We start from the raw sequence: 23592 nt of genomic DNA on the forward strand, positions 1-23592 counted from the left end.
ATGGCCCGCACCGACGAGACGCACCTCGACGACCTCCGCGACGCCTACCGCGACGAGGCCGGCCGCGAGGGTGGCCGCAGACCCCAGCGCGAGCTCGCCTCGGAGATGAAGCCGCTGGAGTTCCTGCGGTACTGCTGGCGGCAGCTGACGAGCATGCGCACCGCGCTGTTCCTGCTCATGCTGCTCGCCGTCGCCGCGGTCCCCGGTTCGACGTTCCCGCAGGAGAACAACGACCCCTCGGGCGTCGCGACGTGGATCGACGACCACCCCACGGCCGGGCCGTGGGTGGAGCGGTTGCAGGGGTTCCACGTCTACTCGTCGGTCTGGTTCTCGGCGATCTACCTGCTGCTGTTCATCTCCCTCATCGGCTGCGTGCTCCCGCGCGTCTCGGTGCACTGGCGGTCGCTGCGCTCCAAGCCCCCGCGCACTCCGGCCCGGCTGGACCGGCTGCCCGAGCACCGCGAGGCGACGCTCGCGACCCCGCCGGCGGAGGTCCTCGAGGTCGCCCGCACGGTGCTGGCCAAGCGGCACTTCCGCGTCGAGCGGCGTGACGGCTCGGTCGCGGCGGAGAAGGGCCACCACCGTGAGAGCGGCAACCTGCTCTTCCACCTCTCCCTCGTGGGCCTGCTCATCGCCATCGCCTCCAGCTCGCTGTTCTCCTACGCGGGTCAGAGGATCGTCACGACCGGCGGCACGATGGTCGGCACCCAGCTCGACAGCTTCTCCGGCGGCACCTGGTCGACCATCGACGACGTCCCGCCGTTCACGCTGAAGCTGGACTCGATGGACGTGGCCTTCGAGGCTCAGCAGACGTCCCAGATCGGTGAACCCCGCCGGTTCGCGGCGTCGGTCGAGCTGACCGACGAGCCGGGGGACACGCCGCGGCGGGAGACCATCAAGGTCAACCACCCGGGCAAGGTCGGGCACACCCAGATCTCGCTGTCCGGGAACGGCTACGCGCCGGTCGTCGTCGTGCGCGACGGCCAGGGGAACGTCGTGCAGGACGGGGCGACGCCGTTCCTGCCGCAGACGTCGAACTACGACTCCACCGGCGTGGTCAAGGTGCCCGACGCCGTCGACGCGGACGGCAAGCCCGTCCAGCTGGGGATCCAGGGCGTGTTCCTGCCGACGGCGACGACCAACGCGGCCGGTGAGCCGATCTCCGCGTTCCCCGACACCGCCAGCCCCCTGCTCGTCGCGCGCGTGTGGACCGGCGACCTCGGCCTCGGCGACGGCGTGGCCCAGAACGTCTACACGCTCGACACCTCGCGCATGACCCAGGTCCAGGGCACGGACGGTCAGGCCTTCGCCCTGACCATGAAGCCTGGCGACACCGTCCAGCTGCCGAACGGGCTCGGCTCGGTGGAGTTCGCCGGCATCGAGCGCTTCGCCAGCTTCGACGTGCGCTACACCCCCGGCCAGACGGCGGCGCTCGTCTTCGCGTTGCTCGCCACGACCGGTCTGGTCCTGTCGCTGTTCCTGCCCCGCCGCCGCGTGTGGGTCAAGGCGGCCGCCGCTGCCGGTGGAGCCGGCACCGTCGTGCAGGTCGGTGGGCTGGCCCGCGGGAACGACGCGGGCCTGGCCGAGGAGGTCGAGGGCGTCCTGCGCCGCCTGCGCGAGTCCCTGGGCGAGACGGACGCCGAGCCGGAGCCCGATCCCGGTGGTTCGCCACCACCCCCCGCGGTGGGGGACCATGAGCAGTCAGTGCACGTTCCCGAGGAGAGACCGTGACCGTCGACGAGAGCATCGCGAGCACCAGCAACGTCCTGCTGTACGGCGGGATGACCGCGTACCTGTTCTCCTTCATCGCCTACGCGAGCGACCTGGCCGAGGGCGCCAAGGAGATCAAGTCGCGCGAGGCGCGTCGTGCCGCGGTCGCCCAGCAGGCCGCCTCCGGCGGCACGACGGCGACCCTGGAACGGCCCGCGGCGCCCCGCCGTCGTCGCGCCGCTGCCGTCGGCACGTCGCTGTTCGTCGTCGCGACGCTGCTGCACCTGGGCGCCGTCGTGACGCGTGGGCTGTCGGTGCACCGCGTGCCGTGGGGCAACATGTTCGAGTTCGCGCTCACGGGCTCGTGCGTCGTGGCCGTCGGGTACCTCGTCGCGGTCCTGCGGGCCCACAAGGCCGGTCTCGGTGGGGGGCGCGACGCGCGCTACCTCGGCACGTTCGTCGCCGCGCCGGTGCTCGCGACGCTCGGCATCGCGCTGCGCAGCTTCTACGTCGAGGCGGCCCAGCTCGTCCCGGCCCTGGACAGCTACTGGCTGATCATCCACGTCTTCGTCGCGATCTTGGCCACGGCGCTGTCGACCCTCGGGTTCTCCGCGACGGTGCTGCAGCTCGTGCAGCAGAAGCGCGACGCGAGCCGCGCCGCCGGTGGTCGCCCCGGCGGGGTCTTCATGGACGCCCTGCCCGGTTCGGTCGAGCTGGAGCGCACCGCGTTCCGCCTCAACGCCGTCGCCTTCGTCATGTGGACGTTCACCCTCATCGCCGGCGCCGTGTGGGCGCAGGTGGCCTGGAACCGCTACTGGAACTGGGACTCCAAGGAGGTGTGGACGTTCGTCATCTGGGTCGTCTACGCCGCCTACCTGCACGCTCGCGCCACGCGCGGCTGGGACGGCAAGCGCGCGGCCTGGCTGTCGGTGCTGGGCTTCGCCTGCATGCTCTTCAACTACCTGGTCGTGAACATCTTCTTCCCCGGCCTGCACTCCTACGCGGGGGTCTGACGCATGGGTGTCACGCTCCGCTACACCGTCCTGCGGCTCGGCATCTTCGTGCTGTGCCTCGTCGTCGCCCGCGAGGCCGGCGCCGTCGGCTGGCTGGCGATCCTCATCGCCGCCGTCGTCTCCGTGCTCCTCTCGCTGGTCCTGCTGCGCCGGCAGCGCGAGCAGATGGCGGCGGCGCTGCAGCAGCGCATCGACGGGCGCATCGACGCCCGCCAGAACGGGACCGCGAAGAAGTCGCGCTTCGCCCGCGGCGTCGACGAGGACAACGCCGCCGAGGACCGCTGACCGCTCGGGACACTCCGTCCTGTCGGACCGGGAGGGCAGAGTGCGCGCATGCGCAGCCACGCCCTCGTCGGGTCCTCACCGCTCGCCACCGTCTGCCTGACCATCGTGCAGGACGGCCCCGCGGAGACCGTCTACCGCCTTGACGTGCAGCACATCGTCCCCGACGCCCGGAACGTCGCGTCCGACCTCTTCGACGAGGCCGAGGCCTTCGGTGAGCCGCCGGGTGGGGACAGACGCGTCCACCTCGTCCTGAGGTTCGCCGACTGGACCTGTGTCGACAGCGCGTCGTCGCTCCAGGTCTGGGCCCGCGGCACCACCGACGGCGGCGAGGACTGGCGGCCCCGGCACCCGCTGCTGGTCGGCGGGGAAGGGAGCGCCTACGAGACGGACGCCCGTCCTACGCGGTCGGCCGAGCGGGTCTTCCGGCTCGCGCCGCGACCGTCGGGCCCGCTGGTCGAGGTCGAGCTGCGGTGGCTCGCCCTGGGGATCGAGCCCACCCTCACCGCCTGGTGACCACGGAGGGCGCCTCAGCGCAGCGGCACGCTCGGCAGCAGGTCGGGACGCTCCCGGTCGAGCTCGCGCAGGTCGACGACCGCGGGCACCTCGCCGCCGGACGTCTCGACGGTGTCGAGCAGCACCTCCAGCACCCGCCGGACGAGGAAGGGCTCCTCGGCGTCGGTCGCGTGGATGCGTTCCAGCAGGTCGCCGTCGCTCGTCACGAGGTGCTCGGTGCGCTGCCCGGCCGCCGTCTCCAGGACCGCGCGGTAGCGGTGCTCGCCGTCCGCCCACACGTCGATGTCGCCACGCGTCTCAGCCACGGATCTCACCCATGCGCGCACTGTCCCGCGCCACTGCTCACCCCGCCAGTCACAACGCTGGTCAGAGGGCCAGGCCGAGGGCCAGCAGGGCCCCGGCGAGCAGTTCGAGCTGCCCGGTGTCCTTGAGGACTCCGATCAGGTCGCGTCCCGTGGCGCCGCCCAGGACCGTGCGCAGCGGCCGCTGGGCGAGGACGCCGGCGAGCAGGACGAGGGCCGCGAACGGGTGCCACGGGACCGTCGTCAGGGCCGCGACGAACGCGCCCACGACGAGGACCGCGTAGAGGGTGCGGGTGCGCTGCTCGCCCAGCCGCACCGCGAGGGTGTGCTTGCCGGCCAGGGCGTCGGTGGGGACGTCGCGCAGGTTGTTGGCGACGAGGATCGCGCAGGCCAGGAACCCGACGCAGAAGGCGCCCGCGACGGCGCTGCCCCCGATGCGCCCGGCCTGGACGTAGGTGGTGCCCATCACGGCGACGAGGCCGAAGAACACGAAGACGAACACCTCGCCGAGACCGGCGTAGCCGTAGGGGCGCTTGCCGCCGGTGTAGTACCAGGCGGCGGCGACGCTGGCGGCGCCCACGAGCAGCAGCCACCACGACCCCGACAGCGCCACGACGACCAGGCCGGCGAGCCCGGCGACGGCGAAGCACGCGAAGGCGGCGTCGCGGACGTGCCGCGGCTCGGCGGCGCCCGACCCCACGAGGCGGAACGGCCCGACGCGGTCGTCGTCGGTCCCGCGGATGCCGTCGGAGTAGTCGTTGGAGTAGTTGACGCCGACCTGCAGGGCGAGCGAGACGACGAGCGCGAGGACCGCGGGCACCCAGGCGACGCCGTCGAGCGCGGCGGCCGCGCCGGTCCCGACGAGGACGGGCGTGATCGCGGCGGGCAGCGTGCGCGGCCGTGCGGCGGCGACCCACTGCCGGGGGGTGGCGCGCCGGTGGGTCACCGGGCTGGAGGGCAGGGGGAGCGGCGCGGGGTCGGACACGAGCGTCCATCGTGCCAACCCGTCCGCACCTCCGCGCTCACGGGGTCGTCCTCACAGACCACGGAGGAACTCCTCGTCGTCGTCGGGACCGCGCGGTGCCGGGCGCGCGCCGTAGGAGCGGGGCGGCTGGTCGGTGGGCCGGCCGGCGATGACGTAGGCGATCCCACCGACGAGGGGGAAGAAGAGGACGAGGAGCAGCCACGCCCACCGGGGCAGGTTCCGCAGGGCGCCCTCGGGTGCCTGGACGATGCTCACCAGGCACCACACGGTGAACGCCAGGATCAGCACGGTCAGGACGACGCGGGGCATGCCCAAGTTTCGCACCCGCTGACCGCATCCCCCACCGGGGACGTCAGCGGTCCTGCGCCGCCAGAGCCCGCAACCGCGTCCGGTCGGGCTTGCCCGGTCCCCGCAGCGGCAGCTCCGGCAGCACGAGGAGCTGGCGGGGCGCAGCCCAGCGGTCCAGGACGCCGGTGACCCGCTCGCGGACCGCGGCCAACGTCGGCGGCGTCCCCGACGGCACCACGCACGCCACCACGCGCTGGCCCCACTCCGGGTCGGGGGCCCCGCCCACGACGACCTCCGCCACCCCCGGCATCCCGGTCAGCGCCTCCTCGACGAGCCCGGGCGCCAGCTTCAGGCCCCCGGTGGTGATGAGGTCGTCGACCCGGCCGAGGATCCGCACCGTCCCGTCCCGGACCTCGCCGGTGTCGTCGGTGCGGAACGCGCGCACGTGGCCCGGTCCCGTGGGGAAGGCGGGGTGGCCGGGCAGCCCGCGGTAGCCGCGGGCGACCACCGGTCCGGACAGCACGAGCCGCCCGTCCTCGACCTCCGCGCGGACGCCGTCGAGGGGCCGGCCGTCGTAGACGCACCCCCCGCACGTCTCGCTGGACCCGTAGGTCGTGACGACCCGCACCCCCGCAGCCCGGGCCCGGGCCAGCAAAGGCGCAGGGGTCGCGGCCGAGCCGACGAGGACGGCGGCGTACCGGCGCAGGGCGGCGACGGGCTCGGAGTCGACCGCGGGAGAGGCGTCCAGCAGCCGCACGAGCTGCGTCGGCACCAGGGAGATCAGCAGCTGCGCCCCCGTGGCCGCGGCGGTCGCCGCGACGAAGGCCTCGGGGGTGAAGGGGCCGGCCGGCAGCACGACGGGGTCGGTCCCGGCGCGCACCGAGCGCAGCAGCACCTGCAGCCCGGCGACGTGGTGGCCGGGCAGCGCCAGGACCCACTGCTGCGATCCGGGGCCGGGGGACAGGCGTGCGGCGGTCGCGGCCGCGGAGGCGCGCAGGGCGCTCGCGGGCAGCAGCGCCCCCTTGGGGGTCCCCGTCGAGCCCGAGGTGGCCACGACGACGGCGGTGGGGTCGGCGGGGTCGTCCTCCCCGTCGTCCAGCGGCTGCCCCGGGCGCAGTGCCGGGTCCGGGGCCGCGCCCGTGGCGTGGGGGAGCAGCGCGTGGTCGAGCTCGCCGGCCAGGGCCTGGGCGAGGGTCGGCAGCAGGTCCAGGACGGCCTCCCCGGCGGGGACGGCGAGGGGGAGGAGCGGTCGCACGGGCGCAGGCTACGTCCGGCGGGGTCGCGAGACCCGACTGCGTTGCGTGGTGGGTCTTCTGCGTTGGGTGAGACGTTGCAGGTCAGAGACGTTCTCGGGTTGCTCCGATCAGGTGCAAGGAGTTCGCTGATCCTTGATCGAGCGTGACCGCGCGGTGCCGGAGTGTCAGGATGACGGCGTCCGGGACGGCAGGGGACGGCTGGGGAGGTGCTGATGAGCGCAGGCGTGCGAGAACGTCGGCGGACGGCCAGCGTCCTGTTCGACGGTGTCGTGACGCTCGCGGCCCTCGCCACCGTGGTCGTCTCGGCGGTCCTCTTCGGGCAGGCCACCGACGGTGTGCAGTGGCGCGACCTCGCCCTGTGCATCGTCGTGGGGTTCCCGCTCATGCAGCTGCTGACGCGGTTCCCGTTCCAGATCAACACCAAGCACGCGGGCGTCGAGGTCCAGTTCGACGTCGGCGTCCTCGTGTTCCTGCTGTGCTTCGCCGAGCCCGCGACCGCGGCGCTGGCCTGGTGCCTGTGCGTCGTGCCGACCAACCTGCTGCAGCGCGAGCGCTGGGTGAGCCGCGTCTACAACGCGAGCATCGGGGTCCTGTTCCTGCCCGTGGCCGTCGTCGTGCTCGGTGCGTTCGGCGTGGCCGGCCGCGTCCCGGGCGCACCGCGCGAACTCGCGGTCGCCCTGAAGGGCCTGCCGGTCGAGATCGTGGCCGTGTTCACGGCGGTGGTCGCCGTCTTCGTGGTGGACGTGGTGGTCTCGGCGGTGTCCGTCGCGATCCAGGAGCGGACGAGCCTGCGCCGCGAACTGCTGCACACCGGAACCTGGCTGGCGGGTGGCACGAGCGTCGCCGTCGGTGGCCTCGGCTACCTGGGCGGCCTCGTCTACTACCGGCTCGAACCGTGGGTGGCCCTGCTCCTGGTGATCCCCATGATCGTCACGATGGTGGCGACCCGGGCGATGCGCGAGACCCGGGACGTCGCCCGGCGCAGCGAGGCCCTGTTCGAGGCGGCCACGGCCCTGCACACCCAGGGCCGGCGCGCCGACCTCGCCAGCGCCCTGCAGAAGCACGCGCGCATGGTCGCCGGGACCCCGGCCGCGATGGTGCGGTCCGTCGGGCCCGGGGAGGACGAGATCGGCGTGCCCGTCGTCGCCGGTGACGGCGTCGTCCTGTACGTCACCGCGCCCAAGCGCCGGGACCCGAGCCAACGCGCCTCGGACGAGAAGGCCCTGGAGGCGCTCGCCTCCGTCGGGGAGGCCGCCTTCTTCCGCGTCAGCGCCAGCGAGGAGATGCACGGCCTGGCCCGCCGCGACGTCGTCACCAGCCTGCCGAACCGGCTCCAGTTCGCCGAGCACCTCGCCGCCGAGCTCGAACGGGCCCGTGACGGCGGCCGGCTGGACCGCCTCGTCGTCCTCTACCTGGACCTGGACGGGTTCAAGGGCGTCAACGACCGGTTCGGGCACGAGGCGGGCGACGAACTCCTGCGCCTCGTCGGGGCCCGGCTGCGCGACACCGTGCGCGGCGGCAACACCGTGGCGCGGCTGGGCGGGGACGAGTTCGCCGTGCTGCTGCCCGACTGCCTCGACGTCGAGGGGCTGTGCCGGCGCGTGCTCGTCGCCCTGCGCGTCGAGGTCCGGATGCGCGGGCACGTGCTGCGGGTCCAGGGGTCCATCGGCCTGTCCCGCGCCCGTCCCGGCGACGACGTCGGGACGCTGCTGCGCAACGCGGACACCGCGATGTACCGGGCCAAGGCGACCGGCAAGAACCGCTGGGTGGAGTTCCGGCCGGAACTGCTGGAGGAGGAGATCGCGCGCCTGCAGGTGATCGAGGACCTGCAGCAGGCCCCCGCCGAGGCGTTCGTCGTGCACTACCAGCCGATCGTCGACCTGCAGCACGCCGGTTCCGGGGCCGTCGGCGCCCCGGTCGTCGGCCTCGAGGCCCTCGTGCGGTGGCGCCGCGACCGCGGCGGTGCCGTCGAACCGCTCGTCGGCCCCGACGAGTTCATCGGGCTCGCGGAACGCTCCGGGACGGTCGTCGGAATCGGCGACTCGGTGCTGCGCCAGGTGGCCCGGGACGCCCCGCAGATCCAGCGGCACGCCGGGCGCCGGCTGGACCTCATGGTGAACGTCTCGCCCGTGCAGCTGCGCCACCCCGACTTCACCGAACGCGTCGCGTCCGCGGTGCGCCAGACCGGAGCCAGCGGGTGCCGGTTGCACCTGGAGATGACCGAGTCCGTGATGATCGACGACGACACAGTCGACCGGTTGCGCGAACTCGCCGAGACCGGGGCCCAGCTGACGATCGACGACTTCGGGACGGGTTTCTCCTCCCTCGGCTACCTGCGCCACCGGCCGTTCTCGTCGTTCAAGATCGACCGCAGCTTCGTGCGCGACATCGCGACCGAACCCACCGCCCGCGCCCTCGTCGAGGGCATGGTGAAGATGGGTCAGGCCCTCGGGCTGACGATCGTCGCCGAGGGCGTCGAGCACGTCGAGCAGGCCGAGATCCTGCGCGAGATGGGCTGCCACCTCGCCCAGGGGCACCTGTACTGCCGGCCGCTGTCGGTCGAGGAGATCGAGGACGTGCTGTCGGCGCCGCTCGCGCCGAAGCTCACCGCCTGAGGGTTTCGAACCGCCGAACCCCGCCGAACTCCACCGCGACATCGCCGCGGCGCTGGACTTCCCCGGCTCCTACGGAGCCGACCTCGACGCACTCTCGGACTGCCTGTCCGACGTGGTGACGTACGACCACGGCGCGTCCGAGTCGGACACCGGCCTCGTCCTCTCGTTCACCGGGTACGCCGTCTTTCGCCGAGCGCTGGCCCGATCTCGCGCAGGCCGTGCTGGACGTCGACGCGGGCCAGATCCGGCGTTCCGGTCGCGGTGACACCGTGACCGCCGTTCCCGGCGGGGCCGGGACGCGCCTCAGAAGTACCAGGGGAACGGGGACCAGTCGGGTTCCCGCTTGCCCAGGAACGCGTCCCGGCCCTCGACGGCCTCGTCGGTCATGTAGGCCAGCCGCGTCGCCTCCCCGGCGAACACCTGCTGGCCGACCATCCCGTCGTCCACGGCGTTGAACGCGAACTTCAGCATCCGCTGCGCGGTGGGGGACTTGCCGTTGATCTCGGCCGCCCACTGCAGCGCCGTCGCCTCCAGTTCGGCGTGCGGGACGACCTCGTTGACCATGCCCATCTCGTGCGCCTGCTGCGCCGTGTACGGGCGGCCCAGGAAGAAGATCTCGCGGGCGAACTTCTGGCCCACCTGCCGGGCGAGGTAGGCCGAGCCGTAGCCCGCGTCGAAGGACCCGACGTCGGCGTCGGTCTGCTTGAACCGGGCGTGCTCGGCGCTGGCCAGCGTCAGGTCGGCGACCACGTGCAGGCTGTGCCCGCCGCCCGCGGCCCACCCGGGCACGACGGCGACGACGACCTTCGGCATGAACCGGATGAGCCGCTGGACCTCCAGGACGTGCAGCCGGCCGCCCTCGGCCTTCGTCCGGACCTCGTCGACGGTGTCCGACGTCTCGCCCTGCGCGTACTGGTACCCCGAACGGCCCCGGATGCGCTGGTCGCCCCCGGAGCAGAACGCCCAGCCGCCGTCCTTCGGGCTCGGCCCGTTCCCCGTCAGCAGCACGCACCCGACGTCCGGGGTGCGGCGCGCGTGGTCCAGCGTGCGGGCCAGCTCGTCGACCGTCGCGGGGCGGAACGCGTTGCGCACCTCGGGCCGGTCGAACGCGATCCGGACGGTCCCGCGGGCCGGGCCGTCGACGACGCTCCGGTGGTAGGTGATGTCCTGCAGGTCCTCGAACCCGGCCACCTCCGCCCACGCCGACGGGTCGAAGGTCTCGCTCACACCGGGAAGGGCCGACACGCTCCGAGCCTAGGACCCGGACCCGGCGGCACCCGTGCCGGTCCGCGCGCCATGCTGGGGCCCGTGCCCGACGCCCTGCCGGAGGTCCCGCCCCTCGAGCTCCCCGCCCTGGGGGAGCTGCTCGAGCGCGCCCACGTCGTCCGGCTCCCGCTGCACCGCCGTTTCCGCGGGATCCTCGAGCGCGAGGCCGTGCTGGTCGAGGGACCGGCCGGCTGGGGGGAGTTCGCGCCCTTCCTGGAGTACGGGCCGCAGGAGGCGTCGCGCTGGCTGGAGGCGGCGGTCGAGGCCGCTTGGCACGGCTTCCCCGCCCCGCGGCGCGACCGCGTCGAGGTCAACGCCACCGTCCCGGCCGTCCCGGCCCACGACGTCCCGGCCGTCCTCGCCGCCTTCCCCGGTTGCCGCACCGCGAAGGTGAAGGTCGCCGAGGCGGGGGCGGACTTCGCCACCCGGCTGCGCGAGGACGTCGCCCGCGTCGCCGCCGTCCGCGACGTCCTCGGCCCGACGGGCCGGGTCCGCGTGGACGCGAACGCGGGCTGGAGCGTGGACGAGGCCGAGCGTGCGCTCGGCGAGCTCGCGGTCGTCGGCCTGGAGTACGCCGAGCAGCCGTGCGCGACGCTGGAGGAGATGGCGCTGCTGCGCCGCCGCCTGGCCGCCGCCGGCACGGCCGTGCCCCTCGCCGCCGACGAGAGCGTCCGCAAGGCCGAGGACCCGTTGCGCGTCGCCGGGCTCGAGGCCGCGGACGTCGTCGTGGTGAAGGTCGCACCCCTGCGCGGGGTGCGGCCGGCGCTCGCGGTCGCGCAGGCGTGCGGGCTGCCCGTCGTCGTCTCCTCCGCGCTCGACACGAGCGTGGGCATCGCAGCCGGGACGGCCCTCGCCGCGGCGCTGCCGGAACTGCCGTTCGCGTGCGGCCTGGGGACGGCGGCCCTGCTGGCGGCCGACGTCACCGCCGCCCCGCTCCTGCCCGTGGACGGTGCTCTCCCGGTCGGTGCCGTCGCGGCGGATCCCGAGCTCCTGCACCGCTTCCGGGCCCCGGCGGACCGCATCGAGCACTGGCGGGACCGGGTGCGCGCGGCGCACGCCGTCCTGACGTCGGCGTCGGCGGCGGGCCGCTGACGTGGAGACGCCGGTGCCGGGGCCGGTGCGCGAGGTCCGCGTCGTGGTCGTCGACGACGAGTCCCTCGTCCGCTCGGGGCTGTCGATGATCCTGCAGGCCGAGGGCGACGTCCGCGTCGTCGGTGCCTGCTCCGGCGAGGACGCCGTGGCGCTCGTGGCCCGCGAGCGGCCCGACGTCGTGCTCCTCGACATCCGCATGCCCGTCGTGGACGGCCTGACGGTGCTGGCCGAGGTGCTGCGCGGCCCCGCGCCGCCCGCCGTGGCGATGCTGACGACCTTCGACAGCGACCAGCAGGTCGCGCAGGCCATGCGGGCCGGCGCCTCGGGGTTCCTGCTCAAGGACACCGACCCCTTCGGTCTCCTGCAGGCCGTGCGCACGCTCGCCGCGGGGGGCGTGGTGCTCTCGCCGCGGGCGGCGCGCACCCTGCTCAGCGAGCACGCGGAGACGAGCGGGGTGACCGCCGAGACGCTGCGCCGCCTGGCGACGCTGACCGCGCGGGAGCGCGACGTCCTGGGCCTGCTCGCCCAGGGCCTGTCCAACGCCGACATCGGCGCCGCGCTCGACCTCGGGGTCGGCACGGTCAAGGACCACGTCAGCTCCATCCTCGGCAAGCTCGCCGTCCGCAGCCGGATGCAGGCCGCGCTCGTCGCCCGGCAGGTCCCGCCGCCCGCGTGAGGGGCCCCGCCGGCACGGACCGGGACCGCGGTGGTGCACGACCGTCGTCCCGCGGGTGGAGGCACCCCCGCCATCGGAGGGGGGTGCGGGTCGCGGTGATCCCTTCCCCAGGCTGACGCGCCGCCACCCCCCTCTCGGGCACCGTTGAGGGGAACGGTCCGGGGTCCGGGCCGTCGGGGGACGTTCGGGGGAAGGCGGAGTCGTGAGCACGGACGTGCGCAGCGAGGTGCAGGTCGTGGAGCAGGGGCGCTCGGGGGACGCGCCGGAGGGTCGCTGGGTGGGCCGGGCGCGGTCGGCCGCAGCCCGGGTCGCGACGTGGGTCTTCCTGCTCTCGGGGGTGATGTCGCTGGCCATGGCCGTCCACGCGCCCCTGTCGGACGGCGCCCAGCGCGCGCGCCCGATCGTCGTCGACCTGGTCTTCGCCACGGCCTGGCCCAGCCTGGGGTACGGGACGGTCCTGCTGCTGCTGGCCCGGTCGCTGGGACAGCGCAAGCGGGCCGCCTGGTGGACGGCGGTGGTCGTGTCCGGGCTCAACGCCCTCTTCAACGTCCTGTGGGGCGCCCTCGACGAGGTCACGCTGCCGCTGGGTCTGCTGCTCGTGCAGCTGGCCGTCCTCGCCGTCCTGGCCCTGGCGCGTCCGCGGTTCACCGTGCTCCCGTCCCGGTTGGGGGTGCGCCAGGCCGTCCGCATCGGGGGCGGTGCGTTCGCGGCCTGGCTCGTCGTGGGCACCGTCGTCGTCCTGGCGACGCAGGAACGCGCGGGCGGGTTGTTCGAGCGGGTCTGGTACGCCGCGGCCGGCACGCTCGTCTCGGTCGACAGCTTCGTGATCTTCCCCGACGGGGTGGTCGTCCCGGGGTGGGTGGACGTCGCCCTCAACGCGGCCGGGACGGTCCTCGTCCTGCTCGTCACGTGGTTCCTGTTCCAGCCCGCCGCCGACCCGGCGGCCCTCGGCGCCGACGAGGACCGGCTGCGCCACCTGCTGGCCACCGAGGGCGAGGGTGACGCGCTCGGCTACTTCAACCTGCGCCGCGACAAGACGGCCGTCTTCGCCCCCAACGGGCGGGCCGCGGTCGTGCACCGCGTCGTCGGCGGGGTGAGCGTCGTCAGCGGTGACCCGGTCGGCAACATGACCTCGTGGCCCGCGGCCGTGGAGGCCTGGCGCCGCCAGCTGGCCGCGCACGCGTGGACCCCGGCCGTCGTCGGCACCTCCGAGGCGGGGGCCGCGGTCTACCACCGGGCCGGCCTGCAGGTCCTGGAGGTCGGGGACGAGGCCGTGATCGACACCGCGCAGTTCAGCCTGGAGGGCCGGGCGGTCCGCTCCCTGCGGCAGGCCGTCAACCGCGCCCGCCGCGGCGGGACGGAGGTCACCATCCGCCGCCAGGTGGACGTGCCGGCCAGCGAGCTCGAGGAGATCGCCGCCTGCGCGGCGACGTGGCGCGAGGGGCGCGAACGCGGCTTCTCGATGGCGTTGGGGCGCCTGGGCGACGCGGCGGATCCGCAGCTGCTCGTCGCGACCGCGCGGGCGGCCGGAGGGGAGCTGCTCGCGGTCCTGACGTTCGTCCCGTGGGGCGAGCACGGGGTCTCCCTGGACCTCATGCGCCGCCGGCCCGAGGCCCCGAACGGCACCGTCGAGCTCGTCGTCACCGACGTCGTCGCCTTCGCCCGCGAGCACGCGCTCGCGCGCATCTCGCTGAACTTCGCGGTGTTCCGGTCGGTCTTCGACCGCGGTTCGCGGTTGGGAGCGGGTCCCGTCCTGCGCCTGTGGTACCGGGTGCTCGTGGTGTTCTCCCGCGCCTGGCAGCTCGAGCAGCTGTACCGCAGCAACGCCAAGTACCAGCCGCGCTGGGTGCCGCGGTTCGTCTGCTTCGAGCGCACGGCCGACCTGCCGCGCATCGGGTTCGCCGTCGCGCGCGTCGAGCAGTTCCTGCCCGGGCGCCGGTCGTGACCGTCCTGTGGGCGCGGGCGCGCCCGCGGCTGCACGCCGTGCTGGCCGCCCTGGCCGCGGCCTTCGTCGTGGGCGGGGTGGCGCTGGCGGTGTCGCTGCGCCCGTCGGTCGCCGTCGTGGCCGCCGACGTCGCCTTCGTCGGGGTGCTCATGCTCGTGGCGGCCCACCCCCGACGGGACTGACCCCTCGCCCATCTGTCCCACCTGTACTACTGTTGGTGGGACAGATGGGAGGTGGCGACGTGGTGGGTACCCCGTTGATCGACCTGGACCCGACGTCCGAGGTCCCGATCTACCAGCAGATCCGCGACCGCGTCGTCGAGGCCATCGCCGCCGGCACCCTCCCCGTCGGGTCGGCCCTGCCGTCGGTGCGGGCGCTGGCCGGCGGGTTCGGCATCAACACGGCCACCGTCGCCAAGGCCTACGAGCGCCTGCGCGGCGAGGGCTTCCTGCGGACGACGAGCAAGTCCGGCTCCGTCGTCGCCCGCGGCCCGGGGGACCCGCCCTCGCCACCGCACGTCGTGGACGACTGGCGCGCCCGGGTGCACACCCTCCTCGCCGAGGGGCACGCCCACGGCGTCCCCGACGTCGTCGCCGTCTGCCGCGAGGTGCTGGCCGGCCTCGCCCCCGCCACCCGCGAGCCCGCCGAGGAGACCTCGTGAACCACGTCGGCACCACCGCGATCGGCGTCGGCGCCTGCCTGCTCGTCGGGCTGACGCTGCTCCTCCTCCCGTCGCTGTCCGCCCGCACCCTGCCCCTCGGGGTCTCCGTCCCGCGCGAGCGCGCCGACGCCCCCGTCGTCCGGCACGCCGTCCGGACCTACCGGACCGCCGTGGCCGTCCTGACGGTGGTCGCCGCGCTCGTCGCCGCGCTCGTGAGGTCCCCCGAGGGCGTCCTGCCCGTCACGTACGGGCTCCTGGCCCTGGGGTGCGCTGCCTTCGTGCTGTGCCGCAGGCCGATCCGGGCGGCCAAGACGTCCGAGGGGTGGTTCCGGGAGGTGCCGGTCCGCCTCACCGCGCCCTTGGGCGACGTGCCCCGCCCGCCGGTCGCCGTGCACTGGTACGTGCTGGCCGCCGCCCTCGTCCTGGCGACGGCGGCGTTCGGCTGGACCCGCTACGACACCCTGCCGGACCCCTTCCCGACGCACTGGGACGGCGACGGCCGGCCCGACGCGTTCGCGGCCCGCTCCGTCTGGAGCGCGTTCGGCCCGCTGCTCGTGGCCGTCGGTCTGACGGTCCTGCTCGCCGCCCTCGCCTCCCTCGTGCGCCGGACCCCGCTGCGTCCGCGCGCAGGGGACGCCGACCCCCTCGCCCGGCCGCTGGCGACCGAGCGCGCCGCCCAGTCGCTGCTGGGGGTCGTCGCCCTGCTCGGCGCGGGGCTGGTCTGCGCGGTGCTCCTCGACGGGTGGCTGCACCCCGAGCGCCTGCGCTGGGCGGGGTTCACGCTCGTCGTCTTCGGGGCCGCGCTCGCGGTCACCGTCCTCGTCACCGTCCTCGTCACCGCCGTCCGCAGCCGGGCGCAGGGCCCGGCGCCGGAAGCCGGTGCGGCGCAGGCCCCCGACGACGACCGCCTGTGGCGCGGCGGCCTGCTCTACGTCAACCGGGAGGACCCCGCCCTGCTGGTCCCCAAGCGCGTCGGGGTCGGCTGGACGCTCAACGTCGGGCACCCGGTCGGGCGCGCCCTGGCGATCGGGCTGCTCGTCCTCGTCGGGGCCGGTCTCGCCCTCGCCGTCGTGGGGACCACGCTCGGCTCGTGAGCGGTCAGGACGGCTGCGCGGCCCGCACGTAGTTCGTGATGCGGGCCGTGCACAACCGCCGGCCCTCCTCGTCGGAGATGACGACCTCGTGGCTGCAGAGCGTGCGACCCAGCGAGATCGCCGTCGCGACCCCCGTCACCAGGCCGGAGCGGACCGAGCGGTGGTGCGTGGCGTTGATGTCCGTGCCGAGCGCGAGCCCGCCGGGCCACACGTGCAGGTAGGCGCCGACCGAGCCCAGCGTCTCGGCCAGGGCGCAGCTCGCACCGCCGTGCAGGAACCCCGCGACCTGGGTGTTGCCCTCGACGGGCATCGTCGCGACGAGGCGCTCCGGGCTCATCTCCAGGAAGCGGATCCCGAGACGGTCCACGAGGGTGTCCGCGGCGAAGGTGGCGAGGATCTCGTCGATGGACGGCGCTGTTCCGGTCACCGCGGCAGGCTGCCACACGCTCGCAGGCGCACCATGGAGGGGTGAACCCCTCGACCGCCTTCGCGACGGTCCTCGTCGACGCCCTGGTCCGGCTCGGCCTGCGACACCTCGTCCTGAGCCCCGGGTCGCGCAGCGCGCCCCTGGCCTACGCGGCCGCCCGCGCCGCCGACGAGGGCCGGCTGCGGCTGCACGTGCGCATCGACGAGCGCAGCGCCGGGTTCCTCGCCCTCGGCCTGGCCCGCGCGGGGGAGCTCGTGGCGGTCGTCACGACGAGCGGCACCGCCGTCGCCAACCTGCACCCCGCCGTCCTGGAGGCCCACCACGCCGGCGTGCCGCTCGTCGTGCTGTCGGCGGACCGCCCGCACGAGCTGCGCGGGTCCGGGGCCAGCCAGACCGCGGACGCGCAGGCGCGCATGTTCCTGCCCTCGGTGCGCTACAGCGCCGACCTGCCCGCCCCGGTCGACCCGGCCGCGCAGGCCCCGGCGTGGCGCTCGGTCGTGTCCCGCGCGGTCGCCGCGGCCCGGGGGCTGCGCGGTGACGGGCCGGGTCCGGTGCACCTCGACGTGGGCTTCTCCGACCCGCTGACCCCCTCGCCCGACGTCCTGCCGGTCTCCACGACGGGGCTGACGGTCGTCGCCGAACCCGCTGCGCCGCAGCCGGTCGTGCTGGAGCGCGGCCCCAGGACCCTCGTCCTGGCCGGTGACGCCCCCGACCCCGCGACGGGCCGGGCCGCGCGCGAGCTGGCCGAGCACGCGGGCTGGCCGCTGCTGGCCGAACCCAGCTCGGGCGCCCGCGGCGGCGAGCGGGCCGTCGGGCCCTACCGCCTGCTGCTGGACGCCGACGACGGCCAGGGCCGCCTCGGGGACGTCGAGCGGGTCGTCCTCTTCGGCCACCCCACGCTGTCGCGGCCCGTGACCCGGCTGCTGGCGCGCGACGACGTCGAGCTCGTCGTCGTCAGCCCGGACGGCACCTGGCCCGACGCCGGGTTCCGCGCCGCCCGGGTCGTCCCGGCCGCCACCGTCACGAGGCGTCCGGAGGCCGGCGAGCAGGAGTTCGCCGCCCGCTGGGACCGCGCCGCGAAGCTGGCGGCCGACGCGGTGGACGCCGTCGTCGACGACGAGAGCGCGCTGGCGGGCCCCTGGGCGGCCCGCGAGGTCGTGCGCGCCTGCGCGGCCGACGGTTCGGTGCTCGTCGTGGCGGCCAGCAACGCCGTCCGCGACGTCGACCTCGCCGGCCACCCCCGCGGGGTCCGCACCGTCTCCAACCGCGGGCTCGCCGGCATCGACGGGACGCTGGCCACGGCCGAGGGCGTCGCGACGGTCCTCGGGCCCACCCGGCTGCTCGTCGGCGACCTCGCCTTCCTGCACGACGTCAACGCGTTCCTGCCGGTGCCGGGGGAGACGCGGCCCGATCTGACCGTCGTGCTCGTCAACGACGACGGCGGGGGCATCTTCGAGACGCTGGAGCACGCCGCGGTCGTGACCCGGCCCACGTTCGAGCGGGTCGTCGCCACGCCCCACGGCGTCGACGTCGCCGCCCTCTGCGCCGCCTACGGCGTCCCGCACGTGCGCCCCCGCACCCGCGCCGAGGCGGCCGCCGTCCTGGCGACCCCGCCGTCGGGTCTGCGCGTCGTGGAGCTGCTCACCGACCGCGCCGCGGTCCGCCCCCGCCTGGAGCGCATCACCGCCGCCGTCCGCGCGGCCGTCCTCGACGCCTGACGCCCTCGCCCGCCCCGCCCCCTTCTGCGTGGAAAACACACTTTCCGCCCCTGGGGGACCCCTCTGAGGGGCGGAAAGAGTGTTTTCCACGCGGGACTGGGCCGGGGTGTCCGGGATCACCGTCCGAGGCGGCCGACCCGGCCAGCGGGATCGTCCGCTGCTGCGAGACTGGTCGGGTGGTGACCCCGGACGTCTCGACGCAGCGCGAACTGGCCGACCTCAGCAAGCGACCGGCGCAGGTCGCGGGCATGTTCGACGACGTCGCCGAGAAGTACGACCGCACGAACGACGTCCTGTCCGGCGGTCAGGACCGGCTGTGGCGCCGGGCCGTCCTGCGGGCCGTCGACGCCCGGCCGGGGGAGACCGTGCTGGACCTCGCGGCCGGGACGGGCCGCTCCAGCGAGCCCTTCGCCGACCGCGGGGTGCGCGTCGTGCCGTGCGACTTCTCGGCCGGCATGGTCCACGCGGGCAAGCGCCGGCGTCCCGACCTGGGCTTCGTCGTGGGCGACGCGACGCGGCTGCCGTTCGGCGACGGGGTCTTCGACGCGGCGACGATCTCGTTCGGGCTGCGCAACGTCGTCGACCCGGACGCCGGGCTGCGGGAGATGGCGCGCGTCGTGCGGCCGGGTGGCCGGCTGGTGGTCTGCGAGTTCTCGACCATCCCGAACCCGTTGCTGCGCAAGGCGTACACGACGTACCTGCACCACGGGCTGCCGCGGGTGGCGCGGCTGGTGAGCTCGCACGGGGAGGCGTACAGCTACCTCGTCGACTCGATCGACGCGTGGCCGGACCAGGCCGAGCTGGCCCTGCGCATCGGCGAGGCCGGGTGGGAGCGCGTGGCGTGGCGCAACCTCTCCTTCGGCGTCGTGGCGATGCACCGGGCCGTGCGCGCAGCGGTCTGACGGACACGACTAGACTTCGTGAAAACTTTCACGAGCGGAGGGACCATGGAGACGCAGGACGCGGACGTGCTCGTCGTCGGGGCCGGGCCGGCCGGCTCGACGCTGGCGCGGCACCTCGCGGACGCCGGGCGTCGCGTCCTGGTGCTCGAGAAGTCCTCGTTCCCGCGCGAGAAGGTCTGCGGTGACGGCCTGACGCCGCGTGCCGTGCACGAGCTCGACCAGCTCGGTCTGCGCACCGACGTCTCCGACGGCTGGATCCGCAACAAGGGTCTGCGGCTCCTCGGCGGCGGCGTCCGGATGCAGGTCCCGTGGCCGGAGATCACCGACTTCCCCTCCTACGGGCTCGTCGCCACGCGCTCGAGCTTCGACCAGGCCCTCGTCGAGCACGCGCGCGCCGGGGGAGCGACCGTCGCCGAGCGCACGAGCGTCACCGGCCCCGTCCTGGACGAGCGCACCGGGCACGTCGTCGGCGTCACCGCGCGCCCCGTCGACGAGAAGGGCCGCAAGGCCGGCGAGGAGCGCACCTACCGTGCGCCCGTCGTCGTCGCGGCGGACGGGGTCGGCGGCCGCCTCGCCCTCTCGATGGGCCTGGCCAAGCGCGACGACCGCCCGCTCGGCATCGCCGTCCGCACGTACTTCACCAGCCCCCGTCACGACGACGACTGGATGGAAGCCTGGATGGAGCTGCGCGAGGGCGACAGCTCCACCGGCCCGCTGCTGCCCGGCTACGGCTGGGTCTTCGGCGTCGGCGACGGCACCTCGAACGTCGGCCTCGGCGTCCTGGACCCCGGGTCCGGCGACATCGACTACCGGGACCTGCTGCGGCGCTGGATGTCCGGGATGCCGGCGGAGTGGCGCTTCCGCGAGGAGGACCAGGTCGGCCCGATCCGCGGCGCCGCCCTGCCGATGGCCTTCAACCGCACCCCGCACTACACGCGCGGGCTCGTCCTCGTCGGCGACTGCGGCGGCATGGTCAACCCGTTCAACGGCGAGGGCATCGCCTACGCCATGCAGTCCGGGCGGATCGCGGCCGGCGCCGTCGACGACGCCCTGGCCGCGACCGACGAGCGCGCCCGCGAGCGCGCGCTGCAGTCCTACCCCGCCGCAGTTCGCGCGGACCTGGGTGGGTACTACACGCTGGGTCGTGTGTTCGTCTCCCTCATCGGCCACCCCGAGGTCATGCGCGTCGCGACCCGGTTCGGGCTGCCGCGCCCCGGCCTGATGAAGCTCGTGGTCAAGCTCCTGGCCAACCTGGCCGACCCGACGTCGAAGGACGCCACCGACCGCGTGGTCGTGGCGCTGAAGCGATTGGCCCCTGCCTCGTGAACCCGTCTGTGAACACGTCTCCCACCACCGCCGGGAAGACCTCCGGGCAGGCGCAGGGCGCGCTGCCGACGACGGACCCCGCCCTCGAGGACGCCCTCCGCGACGGCCTCGACGCGGTGGAGGTGCGGCTGCGGCACGCCGTCAGCACCACCGACCCGATCGCCGACGCCCCGGCCCGCCACCTGGTGGAGGCCGGCGGCAAGCGCGTGCGCCCCATGCTCACGCTCCTCGGCGCCCACCTTGCCGCCCCGGGCAGCGCGGTCGTGGCCGACGAGGTGCTCGAGGCGGCGGTCGTCTGCGAGCTGACGCACCTGGCCTCGCTCTACCACGACGATGTCATGGACTCCGCCCCCACCCGTCGCGGAGCGCCTGCGGCGCAACAGCTCTACGGCAACAACACGGCCATCCTCATCGGCGACCTGCTCTTCGCCCGCGCCTCCAACGTCGTCGCCGCGCTGGGCCCCGAGGCCGTCCTGCTGCAAGCCGCGACCTTCGAGCGGCTGTGCCTGGGCCAGCTGCACGAGACCGTCGGGCCGCGCCCCGACGAGGACCCCGTGCGGCACTACCTCGACGTGCTGAGCGACAAGACCGCCTCGCTCATCGCCACCGCCGGCCGCTTCGGCGCGCTGTTCGCCGGCGGCTCCGAGGACGTGGTGCAGGCGATGGTGCGCTACGGCGAGGACGTCGGCGTCGCCTTCCAGCTCGCCGACGACGTCCTGGACCTGGCCAGCGACACCGACGAGTCCGGCAAGCGGCCCGGGACCGACCTGCGCGAGGGCGTCCCGACGCTGCCCGTGCTGCTCGCCCGCCGCGCCGCCGCCGAGGGCGACGCGGACGCGCGCGCCGTCGTGGACCTCCTGGACTCCGGTCGCCTCGCCGACGACGACGTCCTCGCCGAGGCCGTCGCCGCCCTGCGGGCCCACCCCGTCACCGAGGCCGCCCGCGCCACCGCGCGCGAGTGGGCGCACCGCGCCGCCACCCACCTCGCCGCCCTGCCGCCGTCGCCCGCGCGCGAGGCGCTCGAGGTGTACGCCGCCACCGTCGCGGACCGCGTGGCCTGACGCTCCACGCGCCCCCTCGCCGGTCCGCCTCGAGCTCGCCGGACCCCGGCGGCGCAACCCACCGGTGTCACCCCGTGGGGTGACGTGTGGGTGTCCCGATGACGTCGTCCTGACGACCTCGCCCGAACACCCACAGCTGACTCCACGGCTCACCTCACGTGGTGACACCGATGGGTGTCCCCTCCACGCGCGAGCGCCGCCTCAGCCCTTCGGCCGCGCGACCATCCCGGAGACCCGCGCCACGACCCCGCGCGGCATCAGCCGCGCCACGACCCCGAGCGCGGTGAACAGCGGCCCGTCGACGACGCTCGGCCCGCCGGACTGCAGCGCACGCAGCGTCGTGGCGACGACGTCGTCGACGGTGCGGCGGGGCAGGCCGCTGTCGGACTCCTCCCCGGCCACCTCGAAGAACGGGGTGTCGGTGGGGCCGGGGCAGACGGCGAGGACGCGCACGCCCGTGCCGCGCTGCTCGGCCCACAGCGCCTCGGTGAACGACAGCACGAACGCCTTCGTCGCGGCGTACACGGCCAGCCCGGGGACCGGTTGCAGCGCAGCGACACTGGCGACGTTCACGACGACCCCGGAACGGCGCGCGACCATCGCGGGCAGGAAGCGGGTCGTCAGGTCGACGACGGCGGAGCAGTTCACGGGCACCTGGGCGACGAGCGCGTCGGCGTCCGCGCCGGCCACCGGACCGGCGACGCCGAAGCCGGCGTTGTTCACGAGCACGTCGACGTGCAGCCCCAGCGCCAGCACCCGCTCGTGCAGGTCGCGGCCCGCCCCGGGCGCGCCGAGGTCGGCGGGGGCGACGTGGACGGTCCGTCCGTGCGCCGCGCGCACCTGCGCGGCCAGCTCCTCCAGGGCGTCCGCCCGCCGCGCGACGAGGACGAGGTCGGCCCCGCGTTCGGCCAGGGCCCGTGCCAGCCCGGCCCCGATCCCCGACGACGCCCCGGTGACCAGGGCCGTGCGTCCGGCGTACGTCTGCGACTGGCTCATGCGGCTGAGCATGGTCCCCCCGGCTGGACGCCGGGTGGGCGGCCCCGCGGGCCCGGCTGGATTCCTACGAGTCTGCTGGTCGACACCTGTGGATCACCGGTGCGAGAGTGTGCGCGCCGTCGCAGGACGCGACGTGCCGCGGACGGCGACGACGCCGTGCGCGACGGACGACGGTTGCGAGGACCTTCGATGATGAGACCTCTCGCCCTGCTGGCCCTGGCAGCGGCCCCACTCGTGCTCACCGCGGCGGCGGTGCCCGCACAGGCGCAGGAGCTGCGGCCCGTGGGCCCGACGACCGCCGCCTTCACCCTCGACGCCGAGGTGCAGGACGGCGGCCAGCAAGTGGTGTCCCTGACGATCGACGTGCGGGGACTCGGCATCAACCCCAGGAGCCTGTCCGACGACGCCTTCAGCGTCCGTGCGAGCGGCACCAGCCCCGACCCCTCCGTCCCGGGCCCGGTGCTCGGCACCTTCGAGGACGTCGACCGTCCGGTCGCCGACGTCCGGCTGGAACCCGGCGGCCGGCTCGTCGTCGACCTCGAGGACGGTTTCGGCACACCGGGCGGCAGCACGCTCGGCTACTCCGTGGGGGCGGGCCGCAACGTCGAGCTGGACCTGGAGTACACGCTCACGCAGGTCAAGCCCCTCACCGCCCGCGGCGTCAGCGACTTCCGGTTCGCCGCCCTCGAGCAGTCGCGGCTGGTCGACGACGAGGTCGAGGCCTTCGCCCCCGGCGAGGCGAACGGCCTGGCCTACCGCCTGTTCTCCCCGAGGGAGCGCGGGCTGCGTCCGCTCGTCGTGTGGTTGCACGGCGGGGGAGAGGGCGGACGGGAGGGCTCCTACGACAACGACCTCGTGCTGCAGGCCAACCGCGGCGCCCTCGGATTCGCGACGCCGGAGGCCCAGGAGGTCTTCGGGGGGGCCTACGTCCTCGCGCCGCAGGCGCCCGACTTCTGGCTGAACGACCCCGCGCGCGGGTACTCCGCGCAGCTCAAGGGGCTCATCGACGAGGTGGTCGCGAGCCACCGCGTCGACACGAGCCGCATCTACGTCGTCGGGGCCTCCAACGGCGGGTACATGACGGCCCAGCTCACCGCCGACAACCCCGGCTTCTTCGCCGCCGACGTCCCCATCGCCGCGGTCCGCGAGTACGACGACGCGGTGGTGCTGACCGACGAGGAGCTGGCGGCGATGAGCAGCACGCCGACCTGGGTGGTCCACGCCGAGAACGACGAGACCGTGCCGTTCGAGCCCAACGGGAAGTACATCGCCGAGCACGTCGACGGCGCGCTGCTTTCCGCCTACCCGGACGTCACCTACGACGGCATCGCGTACGACGGCCACTGGTCGTGGATCTACGTGGGCCGCAACGACCCCACGACGCCGGACGGCACGCACGTCTGGCAGTGGATGGCCGCCCAGCGGCTGTAGGTCCGTCCGCCCCGGAACGGCGAACGGCCC

Annotated in this window: 24 protein-coding genes; 17 read left to right on the forward strand and 7 right to left on the reverse strand. The window is 74.8% G+C overall.

Annotated features, from left to right (window positions below; genetic code table 11):
- From resB to AB1207_RS05225, 4 genes are read left to right on the forward strand one after another with little or no spacing between them, the layout of a single operon-like run.
- Entirely contained in the window at positions 1–1731 is a 1731-nt protein-coding gene (resB, locus tag AB1207_RS05210; RefSeq protein WP_367636749.1) for a cytochrome c biogenesis protein ResB, read from the forward strand.
- Positions 1728–2723: a c-type cytochrome biogenesis protein CcsB gene (ccsB, locus tag AB1207_RS05215; protein ID WP_367636751.1), complete on the forward strand. Its 996-nt coding sequence runs from the start codon at positions 1728–1730 to the stop codon at positions 2721–2723. Before resB ends, ccsB begins: the two co-directional genes overlap by 4 nt.
- Positions 2724–2726: 3 nt before the next feature.
- A complete protein-coding gene (locus AB1207_RS05220) occupies positions 2727–3008 on the forward strand; it encodes a DUF4229 domain-containing protein (RefSeq protein ID WP_367636752.1) in 282 nt (93 codons plus the stop codon).
- 48 nt (positions 3009–3056) lie between these two features.
- Positions 3057–3521: a hypothetical protein gene (locus tag AB1207_RS05225; protein WP_367636753.1), complete on the forward strand. Its 465-nt coding sequence runs from the start codon at positions 3057–3059 to the stop codon at positions 3519–3521.
- Positions 3522–3535: 14 nt separating this feature from the next.
- On the opposite strand, the gene AB1207_RS05230 is transcribed toward AB1207_RS05225, so the two are convergent.
- From AB1207_RS05230 to menE, 4 genes are all read right to left on the reverse strand, one after another.
- A complete protein-coding gene (locus AB1207_RS05230) occupies positions 3536–3826 on the reverse strand; it encodes a hypothetical protein (protein ID WP_367636754.1) in 291 nt (96 codons plus the stop codon).
- 61 nt (positions 3827–3887) lie between these two features.
- Positions 3888–4808: a 1,4-dihydroxy-2-naphthoate polyprenyltransferase gene (locus AB1207_RS05235; RefSeq protein WP_367636755.1), complete on the reverse strand. Its 921-nt coding sequence runs from the start codon at positions 4806–4808 to the stop codon at positions 3888–3890.
- A gap of 51 nt (positions 4809–4859) precedes the next feature.
- A complete protein-coding gene (locus AB1207_RS05240) occupies positions 4860–5117 on the reverse strand; it encodes a PLDc N-terminal domain-containing protein (RefSeq protein WP_367636756.1) in 258 nt (85 codons plus the stop codon).
- Positions 5118–5160: 43 nt separating this feature from the next.
- Positions 5161–6351 (reverse strand): o-succinylbenzoate--CoA ligase, encoded by a 1191-nt coding sequence (menE, locus tag AB1207_RS05245; RefSeq protein ID WP_367636758.1) that lies wholly within the window; start codon positions 6349–6351, stop codon positions 5161–5163.
- Positions 6352–6564: 213 nt separating this feature from the next.
- On the opposite strand from menE, the gene AB1207_RS05250 reads away from it, so the two are divergent.
- Positions 6565–8967 (forward strand): putative bifunctional diguanylate cyclase/phosphodiesterase, encoded by a 2403-nt coding sequence (locus AB1207_RS05250; protein WP_367636759.1) that lies wholly within the window; start codon positions 6565–6567, stop codon positions 8965–8967.
- A gap of 52 nt (positions 8968–9019) precedes the next feature.
- A complete protein-coding gene (locus AB1207_RS05255) occupies positions 9020–9232 on the forward strand; it encodes a barstar family protein (RefSeq protein WP_367636932.1) in 213 nt (70 codons plus the stop codon).
- Between the two features lie 38 nt (positions 9233–9270).
- Here AB1207_RS05255 and AB1207_RS05260 read toward each other — a convergent pair whose 3' ends face one another.
- Positions 9271–10212 carry a 1,4-dihydroxy-2-naphthoyl-CoA synthase gene (locus AB1207_RS05260; protein ID WP_367636760.1) on the reverse strand — a complete coding sequence of 314 codons (942 nt, stop codon included), beginning with the start codon at positions 10210–10212 and terminating at the stop codon, positions 9271–9273.
- Positions 10213–10275: 63 nt separating this feature from the next.
- On the opposite strand from AB1207_RS05260, the gene AB1207_RS05265 reads away from it, so the two are divergent.
- The 6 genes from AB1207_RS05265 to AB1207_RS05290 all read left to right on the forward strand — a co-directional run bounded on the left by AB1207_RS05265 (position 10276) and on the right by AB1207_RS05290 (position 15701).
- Positions 10276–11325 (forward strand): o-succinylbenzoate synthase, encoded by a 1050-nt coding sequence (locus tag AB1207_RS05265; RefSeq protein WP_367636761.1) that lies wholly within the window; start codon positions 10276–10278, stop codon positions 11323–11325.
- 13 nt (positions 11326–11338) lie between these two features.
- Positions 11339–12001, forward strand: a complete 663-nt coding sequence (locus AB1207_RS05270; protein ID WP_437178866.1) for a response regulator — start codon at positions 11339–11341, stop codon at positions 11999–12001.
- Positions 12002–12203: 202 nt separating this feature from the next.
- Positions 12204–13946, forward strand: a complete 1743-nt coding sequence (locus tag AB1207_RS05275) for a phosphatidylglycerol lysyltransferase domain-containing protein (RefSeq protein ID WP_367636762.1) — start codon at positions 12204–12206, stop codon at positions 13944–13946.
- A complete protein-coding gene (locus tag AB1207_RS05280) occupies positions 13943–14128 on the forward strand; it encodes a hypothetical protein (protein WP_367636763.1) in 186 nt (61 codons plus the stop codon). Before AB1207_RS05275 ends, AB1207_RS05280 begins: the two co-directional genes overlap by 4 nt.
- Before the next feature lie 62 nt (positions 14129–14190).
- Positions 14191–14607: a GntR family transcriptional regulator gene (locus AB1207_RS05285; protein WP_367636764.1), complete on the forward strand. Its 417-nt coding sequence runs from the start codon at positions 14191–14193 to the stop codon at positions 14605–14607.
- Positions 14604–15701 (forward strand): DUF5808 domain-containing protein, encoded by a 1098-nt coding sequence (locus AB1207_RS05290; protein WP_367636765.1) that lies wholly within the window; start codon positions 14604–14606, stop codon positions 15699–15701. Before AB1207_RS05285 ends, AB1207_RS05290 begins: the two co-directional genes overlap by 4 nt.
- Before the next feature lie 4 nt (positions 15702–15705).
- On the opposite strand, the gene AB1207_RS05295 is transcribed toward AB1207_RS05290, so the two are convergent.
- Positions 15706–16128 (reverse strand): hotdog fold thioesterase, encoded by a 423-nt coding sequence (locus AB1207_RS05295; RefSeq protein WP_367636766.1) that lies wholly within the window; start codon positions 16126–16128, stop codon positions 15706–15708.
- Positions 16129–16169: 41 nt separating this feature from the next.
- Here AB1207_RS05295 and menD point away from each other — a divergent pair, with 41 nt between their 5' ends.
- The 4 genes from menD to AB1207_RS05315 all read left to right on the forward strand — a co-directional run bounded on the left by menD (position 16170) and on the right by AB1207_RS05315 (position 21135).
- Entirely contained in the window at positions 16170–17846 is a 1677-nt protein-coding gene (gene menD, locus AB1207_RS05300; protein ID WP_367636767.1) for a 2-succinyl-5-enolpyruvyl-6-hydroxy-3-cyclohexene-1-carboxylic-acid synthase, read from the forward strand.
- Between the two features lie 176 nt (positions 17847–18022).
- Positions 18023–18748 carry a demethylmenaquinone methyltransferase gene (locus tag AB1207_RS05305; RefSeq protein WP_437178867.1) on the forward strand — a complete coding sequence of 242 codons (726 nt, stop codon included), beginning with the start codon at positions 18023–18025 and terminating at the stop codon, positions 18746–18748.
- A 45-nt stretch (positions 18749–18793) separates the two neighbouring features.
- Positions 18794–20074, forward strand: a complete 1281-nt coding sequence (locus AB1207_RS05310) for a geranylgeranyl reductase family protein (RefSeq protein WP_367636768.1) — start codon at positions 18794–18796, stop codon at positions 20072–20074.
- Positions 20075–20082: 8 nt separating this feature from the next.
- Complete coding sequence (locus AB1207_RS05315) at positions 20083–21135, forward strand: polyprenyl synthetase family protein (RefSeq protein WP_437178868.1); 1053 nt, start codon at positions 20083–20085, stop codon at positions 21133–21135.
- A gap of 201 nt (positions 21136–21336) precedes the next feature.
- Here AB1207_RS05315 and AB1207_RS05320 read toward each other — a convergent pair whose 3' ends face one another.
- Positions 21337–22131 carry an SDR family NAD(P)-dependent oxidoreductase gene (locus tag AB1207_RS05320; RefSeq protein ID WP_367636769.1) on the reverse strand — a complete coding sequence of 265 codons (795 nt, stop codon included), beginning with the start codon at positions 22129–22131 and terminating at the stop codon, positions 21337–21339.
- Positions 22132–22323: 192 nt separating this feature from the next.
- Here AB1207_RS05320 and AB1207_RS05325 point away from each other — a divergent pair, with 192 nt between their 5' ends.
- Positions 22324–23562 (forward strand): prolyl oligopeptidase family serine peptidase, encoded by a 1239-nt coding sequence (locus AB1207_RS05325; RefSeq protein ID WP_367636770.1) that lies wholly within the window; start codon positions 22324–22326, stop codon positions 23560–23562.
- The last annotated feature ends 30 nt before the right edge of the window (positions 23563–23592 follow it).

Origin of the sequence: Kineococcus endophyticus, assembly GCF_040796495.1 — a bacterium.
GTDB classification, from domain to species: Bacteria; Actinomycetota; Actinomycetes; order Actinomycetales; family Kineococcaceae; genus Kineococcus; species Kineococcus endophyticus.